This is a genomic window from Streptomyces sp. NPDC002701 (genome assembly GCF_042889045.1).
Classification (GTDB): Bacteria; Actinomycetota; Actinomycetes; order Streptomycetales; family Streptomycetaceae; genus Streptomyces.
The window spans coordinates 798,157-806,025 of the sequence record NZ_JBIAQL010000004.1 but is presented as its reverse complement, the minus strand read 5'-3'; the positions used below and the strand labels follow the sequence as shown (position 1 = coordinate 806,025).

Below are 7,869 nucleotides of genomic sequence, written 5' to 3'. Positions count from 1 at the left end.
GGCGGGGGCGGCGCCCCCCGCGGCGGGGGGCGCCGGGCCCCCCCCCCCCCCCCCCCCGCGGGCCCGCCCGCGGGGGGGGGGGGCCCCCCGGGGGCCCCCGGGGGCCCCCGCACCTCCCGGTCGTGGGAAGCGGCGTCATTCACCGACGCGGCGCTGGTCCTCCTCGCTCCAGGCACGGGTGTCCCGGGGCGGGACGTAGGGCTCCTCGCGGTCCGGCAGTCCGCCCGCGATGGCGCGCTGCCGGGCCATCTCGGAGTCGAACTCCAGACCCAGCAGGATCGCGATGTTGCTGATCCACAGCCAGATCAGAAAGATGATGACACCGGCGAGCGTGCCGTAGGTCTTGTTGTACGAGCCGAAATTCGCCACGTAGAACGCGAACCCGGCGGATGCGACCAGCCAGATCAGCAGCGCCAGCACGCTGCCGGGCGTGATCCACTTGAAGCCGCGGCCCTTCACATTCGGTGTCGCCCAGTAGAGCAGCGCGATCATGATGGTGACCAGGACGACCAGCACCGGCCACTTCGCGATCGACCACACCGTCAGGGCCGAGTCGCCGATGCCCAGCGCGCCACCGGCCTGCTCGGCCAGGCCGCCGGTGAACACCACGATCAGCGAGCTGATGACCGCCAGGACGAGGAGGACGACCGTCACGCCCACCCGGATGGGCAGCACCTTCCAGACGGGGCGCCCCTCGGGCATGTCGTAGACGGCGTTGGCGGACCGGATGAAGGCCGCCACGTAACCCGACGCCGACCACACGGCGAGGACGATACTGACCACGGCCATGATCGACCCGATGCCGCCCCGGCCCTGGAGCTGGGTCACCGCGTCACTGATGATGTCCCGGGCCGAACCGGGCGTCAGCTTCTGGAGGTTGTCCAGGACCTCCTGGGTCGCGGACTTCCCGGCGATGCCCAGGAGCGACACGAGGAGCAGCAGCGCCGGAAACAGCGAGAGGACCCCGTAGTACGTGAGGGCCGCGGCGCGGTCGGCGAGTTCGTCGTCCTGGAACTCCTTGACCGTGCCTTTCAGCACGGCCAGCCAGGACTTCTTCGGCAACTGGACAGGAGTGTCCGGCGCCTGCTCGTCGACCTGCTCTGTCGTGACCGGGGTCTGCTGCCGCCCGGTCCCCGACGTCGTGTCGTCGTCGTGATCGGATTTCGATGTCCTTGCCATGGCGGCCGGGTATCCCGACCCGTCCCGCCCATGCGCGGCCGGTCTTTCCGGCCCGAGGTGTGCAAGGCAGTTGTAGTCGGGCGCTGATCGGGTACCCGCCGTGACGAGACAAGATCCACGGGGCGGAAGCAGCGTCACCGTCCGTCCCGTGGCCACTCGGTAGAGAGGAGCAACTCTGATGAGCACGGTCAAGGAATCGGTCGAGGTCGAGGTCCCCGTCAGCATCGCCTACAACCAGTGGACCCAGTTCGAGGAGTTCCCGAACTTCATGGAGGGGGTCGAGGAGATCAGGCAGATCGACGACCGCCACAACCACTGGACCACCAAGATCGGTGGAGTGAAGCGGGAGTTCGACACCGAGATCGTCGACCAGTTCCCGGACGAGCGGATCACCTGGCGCACCACCAGCGGTGACACCCGGCAGAAGGGCACCGTCAGCTTCCAGCGCCTGGACGAGACGCACACCCGGGTCCAGCTCGTGATGGACGTCGAGCCGACCGGGGCCGCGGAGAAGGTCGCCGACCTGACGGGCACGATCGACCGCCGGGTCAAGGGCGACATGCGGCGCTTCAAGGAGTACATCGAGCAGCACGGCGGCGCGTCCGGCTCCTGGCGCGGCCGCATCACGCCCGGCTGACCCGGCCGGGCTGCCCGGGCGGCGCACGGCGCGCCCGGGCCCGCCGGCCAGAGGCGCCCTGAGGGGCGGCCTCCGTCGGACCGCACACGACCGGCGCGACAGGACGAGGACGAGAGGGCGGAGCGATGTTCGAGGGTTTCGCGTGCGAGACGGTCCAGCTCCGGGAGTCGTCCGCCTTCGTCCGCCACGGTGGCGAGGGTCCGCCGGTCGTGTTGCTGCACGGCCACCCCAGGACCTCCGCGACCTGGCACCTGGTCGCTCCCGTGCTGGCCGAGCGGGGCTTCACCGTCGTCTGCCCCGACCTGCGGGGCTACGGCCGCTCCCGCGGCCCGGCGCCCACGGCCGATCACGCGGCCCATTCCAAGCGGGCGGTCGCCGAGGACGTGCTGTCGGTGATGGGCGCCCTCGGCCATGACCGGTTCATGCTCGCCGGACACGACCGCGGGGGCGCCGTCGCGCTGCGGCTGGTTCTCGACCACCCCGAGCGGGTCTCGCGGGTGGCGCTGCTCGACTGTCTGCCCGTCAGTGAGCACCTGTCCCGCATCACCCCGGAGTTCGCCACCCAGTGGTGGCACTGGTTCTTCTTCGCCCAGCCGGACATCCCGGAGCGCGTCATCAACGCCGACCCGGACGGCTGGTACCACGGTGACCCGCACGTCATGGGCCAGGAGAACCACGACGAGTGGCGCGAAGCCGTGCGGAACCCGGACGTCGTGCGGGCGATGCTGGAGGACTACCGGGCGGGTCTGACGATCGACAGGCGTCACGAGGAGGCGGACCGCGCCGCCGGGACACGGATCACGTGTCCCGCGCTGGCGCTGTGGTCACTCCGCGACGACCTGGAGGACCTCTACGGCGACCCGCTGAAGATCTGGTCCGACTGGGCCCCCGGCATACGGGGCCACGGCATCGACTCCGGCCACCACATGGCGGAACAGGCCCCCGGACCCCTGGCCGACGCACTGACCGACTTCTTCGGGTGACCCGCCCGGTCCCGCCCCGATGTGCCGGTTCCGGGGCCGGCCGCCCTTTCGAGGGGGCGCGGGGAACTGCGCGCCCGGCCGCGGACGACCCGCGGTCTCAGAACCGCGGTCCCGACGGCCCGCGCCCGCTCGGACGTCCACGTGGCATCAGACGTCCACGTAACAGCGGATGACCGTCCCGTCGGGCCCGGTGTGCACACGCACCAGATCGGTGAGGAAGTTCACCAGCAGCAGCCCCCGGCCCCCCACCTGCGCGGGCGGAGACGGCCGCCGCCCGGCGAGCGGATCCTTGAGGTACCCCCGGTCGCGGACCTCGCACACCACCTGACCGTCCTCGGCCCACACATGCACCGTGCCCGAACCCCCGCCGTGCACCACGCTGTTGGTGGTCAGCTCGGCCGCGACCAGCGCCAGGTCCTCCAGCCGCACACCGGCCAGACCGAACCCCGCGGCCCGCTCGACCACGAAGTGCCGCGCCATCGGCAGCTCGCCCGCGCCGAAGACGTAACCTTCCGCCGCCTCCGCGGCCGTCAACGGTTCGTTGTACCGCTCGACCACCCGCTCGGGCGCGTAGGACGGACTGCTCTGCTGCCGCCCCCCGGAGATCACCAGGGGATGCGTCGCGTACGCGTCGGTCAGCACCTGCTCGCTGAGCCCCTCGGCGTCGTACGGACACAGGATCGTCGCGTCCCGGCCCTCGAACGCCGAGTTGATCAGCGCCTCGTGCTGGGCGCAGGCCGGGTACTCCACGCCGGAGCGGTCGGGCCAGATGGGCTCGCCGATGATCCGTACCCGCGTCGTCGGGTGGGCGTCGGCGAAGACGCGCAGCACCCTGGGGATGATCCGCCCGGGATTGCGTCCCGCCTGCGTCATGTCGATGAAGCGCACGTCCGCCGCCGCCCCGCCGAGGGCCTCCTGCAGGACGCCCAGCTTCGGGCCGGGCACGGCGACCGCCACCGGCTCGCCGGCCTCCAGGCCGTCACGGATGAACGGCACGGTGCCGTCCACGTACTCGTCCTCGCCCCGGTAGAACAGCGCGGGGTGGACGAAGGGCTCCACGATCGGGGTGGTCATCGCGACACCACCTCGACTCCGCGCAGGCCGGGCCAGAACATGTCCAGCACCCGTCCCAGAGCGGCAGGCGGCTGTTCGAGCATGATGCGATGTCCTTCGGGAAGACCCTGGGCCGCCACCGCGAGGGCGGAGACACCGGCGACGTCGACGAAGGTGACCGCCGAGAGCTCCAAGTGGCACACCTCCGCTTCCTGCTGGGCCAGGCACCCCAGTGCCCGTTCCCAGGCGGGGCGTGTGGTCAGACTGACCTCGCCCACGGCCTGCCAGCCCGTACGGTCCGCCAGCGGGCGCACCTGAAGGGTGCCCCCGGACTGTTCCGGCCACACGTCCGGCGGATCCGCCTCCGACGCTCTGTCCACGCTGACCACCCCTGGAGTGCCGCCTGTTCCCGTCCATTATTGCCCCTCCGGGAACCGCCCACGGAACCAGGGCCGTCGCGGGGCCGCGGCGGCGTGCGGCGCGGGCGGGACCGGAGGGGTCTGCCGAGCTGTCGTGGGCCCCGTGCGGTCCCGGTCAGCCCTGGTAGGGCTGCTGCTGGGGCTGACCGTGCGACTGCCCGCCCGCGGCCTGCACCTGCAACTGCTCTGCCTGCTCCTTGGTGATCTTCTGCTGGGCACCGCAGAACGTGCACTGCGTCACGTACTTCGTCGAGACGGGGAACAGCGGGACGAAGAACAGGGTGAACTTCGTGACGCGCCTGCTGAGTGTGTGGGCGGCGGGATTGCCGCACTGGCCGCACAGCAGCGTCAGTATGGCGATCTGGTAGAGGTAGCCCTTGGTGCCGAAGATGATCATGCGGTTGGTTCCTTTCGGTGCCGGCTGTGCCCGGGGCGCGGTGCCGGAGTGCGGGGGAGTGCGCTCACGGGACACAGTCTCGTGCACGACGGGGTGCCCGGCCTACGGGCCTCCTATGTCACGGACGCCGGTCCTGTGCGGAACGCGCTCCAGGATGCCGCCCGCGAACACGTCGTACAGCGGAAGTGTCTCCAGGTGGACGTACCCGATGTGGCAGTCGCACAGTGCCCGGGGGCAGGCCCGGGGGCGGAGCGCGGCGCGGTACGAGCCGTCGTAGAGGTTGCCCAGCGCGGTGGGCACGAAGTGGCAGCGCCGGACCGTGCCCTCGCCGTCGACCGAGACCACCGACTCACCCGTGCGGCACGGCATGCCCGCGGAGCGGTGCGGGTCCCGGCTGAACGGGAAGAGCGCGTCCAGCGCGGTCCACTCGGCGGCCTGCTCGTCCGTGTAGGTGTGTCCCTCGGCGGCGTTCACCCACAGATAGACGTGCGGCGGCAGCTCCGCGCGCAGCCGCCGCGCATGCTCCAGATGACCGGGAACCCCGACGATCCCGACGCTGAACCGGACACCCAGGCCGGACAGGGCGTGCGTCTTCGCCAGGAAGCGCTCGTACGGTGTCTGCCCCGGGTGGTACGTGCACCACAGCGCGACGGTGTCGAGGTCCGCGTCCCGCAGCCAGTCGGTGCGGCAGCTCAGATTCGTCTGGATGGCGACCCGCCGTACGTGCGGCCGGTGCGAGAGCTCCACGAGGGCGCGCCGGTACCAGGAGCGCACCAGCCCTTCCCCCCACGGGGTGAAGAGCACCGAGAGCCGGTCGTCCCGCTGCTCGTGCGCCCAGCGGGTGAAACGCTCCAACGCCGCACGGTCCGCGCGCAGTTGGGCCGTGGTGTCCCGGCGCTTCGCGAACGGGCAGTAGGGGCAGTCGTAGTCGCAGGAGGCGAGCGGGCCGCGGTACAGCAGCGTCAGGTCCACCGGCCCTCACTTCGTCTCGTAGGCGGCCATGGCGGCGCGCACGGCCGGCGAGAAGAACTCCGGGCCGATCGCGTCCGAGTGGGCGAGCCCTTCGGGGGAGAGACGGAGCAGCCCCGGCCGGGTGCCGTCGAGCCAGCCGCGCGCGGCGAGGGTGTCCAGTTCCGCCGGGAAGTCGTCGTACGGCTCCGCACCGAACCGCAGGCGGTAGTCGGTGACGGGCAGGCCCGCCGCCTGGAGCAGGGACTGCAGCAGGTGCCGGCGCCGGGCCTCGTCCTCGTCGACCCACCTCCCGTGCAGGGCGCGCGAGAAGTCCTCCGTGGCGGTGTAGTCGTCGATGATGCCGCGGATCTCCCGCATCGACACGGCGTAGTCGAAGGAGTAGTGAAGTCGCGAGGTGTACGAGCGGGCACCGCAGCCGAGGCCGATCATGCCGTCGGTCTGGCAGGCGTAGTCGTCCGGGCCCTGCGGCGGCGCGTCCGTCCGCCGGAACATGCGCATCGAAACCTGCTCGTAGCCGTTCGACAGGAGGTGGTCGCGGCCCTCCCGGTAGCGGCGCAGGCGCAGCTCGTCCCACTCCCGGTCGGCGGCGCGCGCGTCGGTGTGGCGGCCGAGACCGGTGAGCGGACGGATGTAGAGGGGATAGAGGTAGATCTCCTCGGGGCGCCAGGCCAGGGCCGCGTCGAGGGAGTACCGCCAGCTGACCGCTGTCTGCCCGTCGATGCCGTAGATCAGGTCGATGTTCAGGACCGGGACGGCGGCCTCGCGGATGCGCGCCAGTGCCGACTCGACCTCGGCCCTGCGCTGCGGGCGTACGGCGGCGCGGGACTCCTCCTCGACGAAGCTCTGCACGCCGAGGCTGAGGCGCGTGGTGCCCCGCTCGGCCAGCACGGCCAGCCGGTCCGCCGTGGCCGTCGACGGTGAAGCCTCCACGGACAGCGGGACGGCGCGCAGGTCCACCCCCGTCTCCCGCTCCGCGATGTCGCACAGCCGCGCCAGCTCCGCGGCCTCCAGATAGGTCGGGGTGCCGCCGCCGAACGCGGCGTTGGCGAAACGCGGCGGCTCCGCGTCACCCAGGGCCTCCCGGACGGCCGCGGCCTGCCGCTGCACGGCGTCCAGGTAGCGGCCCGTGAGACCGTCCGGCGCGCCGATCCGGGTGAAGAGGTTGCAGAACCCGCAGCGGATCTCGCAGAACGGGATGTGCAGGTACAGCGAGAGCGCCTGCCGGGACTCACCGGCCCACAGGTCCGCGAGCCGGGGCTGCGGGGCGAGCGGCCGGTAGGCGGTCTTGTGCGGATACGCGTACGTATAGCTCTGGTACGGGCGCGGCGGAGCGACGGAGGCGTCCGCGCCGGTGCCCGCGGTCGCGGAGGCGCCCGTGGGGGCGCCGGCAGAGGTGACGGTCATGCGGGCGGCTCCAGGAAGAAGTGGCCGTAGGGCACGGTCCACACGGATTCGTGGCCGAGGCGGTGGCCGGTGTGACCGTCGTCACCGTAGGCGGTGCCGTGGTCGGAGCAGACGATCGCGAAGCAGCGGCGGCGCGAGCTCATCGCGTCGAACAGGCGCCCGACGTGCCGGTCGATGTACTCCAGCGCCGCCGCGTGGGTGTGGCGGCTGTCGCCCGCCTCACGGGTCGCGCCGGGCAGGTGGAACCAGTTCGGCTGGTGCAGTGCGGACGCGTTCAGGAAGAGGAACAGCCGCTGCTCGGCGGGCAGTTCGGCGACCGTCCGCTCGGCGTGCGCCACCTGCGCCTCGAAGGAGGTGGGGGAGGCCACGGAGAACTCGGGCTCCCAGTGACTCTCCTGGAAGTAGCCGGGCAGCACACCACCCAGGGCGCCCTGCTTGTTGAAGAAGCCGACACCCCCGATGCACACCGTGCGGTAGCCGCGCGCCGCCAGGGCGGACACGAGGTCGGGCGTCTCGAAGACGAACGTGCCGTCCGCCGTCGTCTCGCTGCCCGCGAACCGGGCCGCGAACAGGCGCGGATGCGGGCCGGGTGCGGCGGGTGTGGGAAGGAAGCCCGCGAACATCGCCTGATGGGAGGCGTAGGTGAAGTTCCCGGGGGCGTGCCGCTTCTCCCAGACGCCGCCGGGGAGACGCGCGGTGAGGTTGGGCAGCCGGCCGGCGGCCGCGAGCTCGACCGCCACGTCGTGGCGGAGCGTGTCCAGGGTGAGGAACAGCAGGTCGTCCCGGCCCACCACCTCGTTCATGTCCGGGGCGTCCGGCGGGACC

9 protein-coding genes are annotated in these 7,869 nt (G+C 71.9%); 2 read left to right on the top strand and 7 right to left on the bottom strand.

Going from position 1 to position 7,869, the window contains the following annotated elements; genetic code table 11:
- Positions 1–135 precede the first annotated feature (135 nt).
- Positions 136–1,179: a YihY/virulence factor BrkB family protein gene (locus ACFYXC_RS15790; RefSeq protein ID WP_388906632.1), complete on the bottom strand. Its 1,044-nt coding sequence runs from the start codon at positions 1,177–1,179 to the stop codon at positions 136–138.
- A gap of 178 nt (positions 1,180–1,357) precedes the next feature.
- On the opposite strand from ACFYXC_RS15790, the gene ACFYXC_RS15785 reads away from it, so the two are divergent.
- Positions 1,358–1,816: an SRPBCC family protein gene (locus ACFYXC_RS15785; protein ID WP_388906634.1), complete on the top strand. Its 459-nt coding sequence runs from the start codon at positions 1,358–1,360 to the stop codon at positions 1,814–1,816.
- 125 nt (positions 1,817–1,941) lie between these two features.
- Complete coding sequence (locus ACFYXC_RS15780) at positions 1,942–2,799, top strand: alpha/beta fold hydrolase (protein ID WP_389551584.1); 858 nt, start codon at positions 1,942–1,944, stop codon at positions 2,797–2,799.
- 147 nt (positions 2,800–2,946) lie between these two features.
- On the opposite strand, the gene ACFYXC_RS15775 is transcribed toward ACFYXC_RS15780, so the two are convergent.
- The 6 genes from ACFYXC_RS15775 to ACFYXC_RS15750 all read right to left on the bottom strand — a co-directional run bounded on the left by ACFYXC_RS15775 (position 2,947) and on the right by ACFYXC_RS15750 (position 7,847).
- Positions 2,947–3,873, bottom strand: coding sequence for an anti-sigma factor RsbA family regulatory protein (locus tag ACFYXC_RS15775; RefSeq protein WP_389551581.1), 927 nt, complete (start codon positions 3,871–3,873; stop codon positions 2,947–2,949).
- A complete protein-coding gene (locus ACFYXC_RS15770) occupies positions 3,870–4,232 on the bottom strand; it encodes an STAS domain-containing protein (protein WP_388906642.1) in 363 nt (120 codons plus the stop codon). Before ACFYXC_RS15770 ends, ACFYXC_RS15775 begins: the two co-directional genes overlap by 4 nt.
- A gap of 154 nt (positions 4,233–4,386) precedes the next feature.
- Positions 4,387–4,668, bottom strand: coding sequence for a zinc-ribbon domain-containing protein (locus ACFYXC_RS15765; protein WP_388906644.1), 282 nt, complete (start codon positions 4,666–4,668; stop codon positions 4,387–4,389).
- 102 nt (positions 4,669–4,770) lie between these two features.
- Entirely contained in the window at positions 4,771–5,640 is an 870-nt protein-coding gene (locus tag ACFYXC_RS15760) for an STM4011 family radical SAM protein (RefSeq protein WP_388906646.1), read from the bottom strand.
- Positions 5,641–5,646: 6 nt separating this feature from the next.
- Entirely contained in the window at positions 5,647–7,044 is a 1,398-nt protein-coding gene (locus tag ACFYXC_RS15755; protein ID WP_389551576.1) for an STM4012 family radical SAM protein, read from the bottom strand.
- A complete protein-coding gene (locus ACFYXC_RS15750) occupies positions 7,041–7,847 on the bottom strand; it encodes an STM4013/SEN3800 family hydrolase (RefSeq protein ID WP_389551680.1) in 807 nt (268 codons plus the stop codon). Before ACFYXC_RS15750 ends, ACFYXC_RS15755 begins: the two co-directional genes overlap by 4 nt.
- Positions 7,848–7,869: the final 22 nt, after the last annotated feature.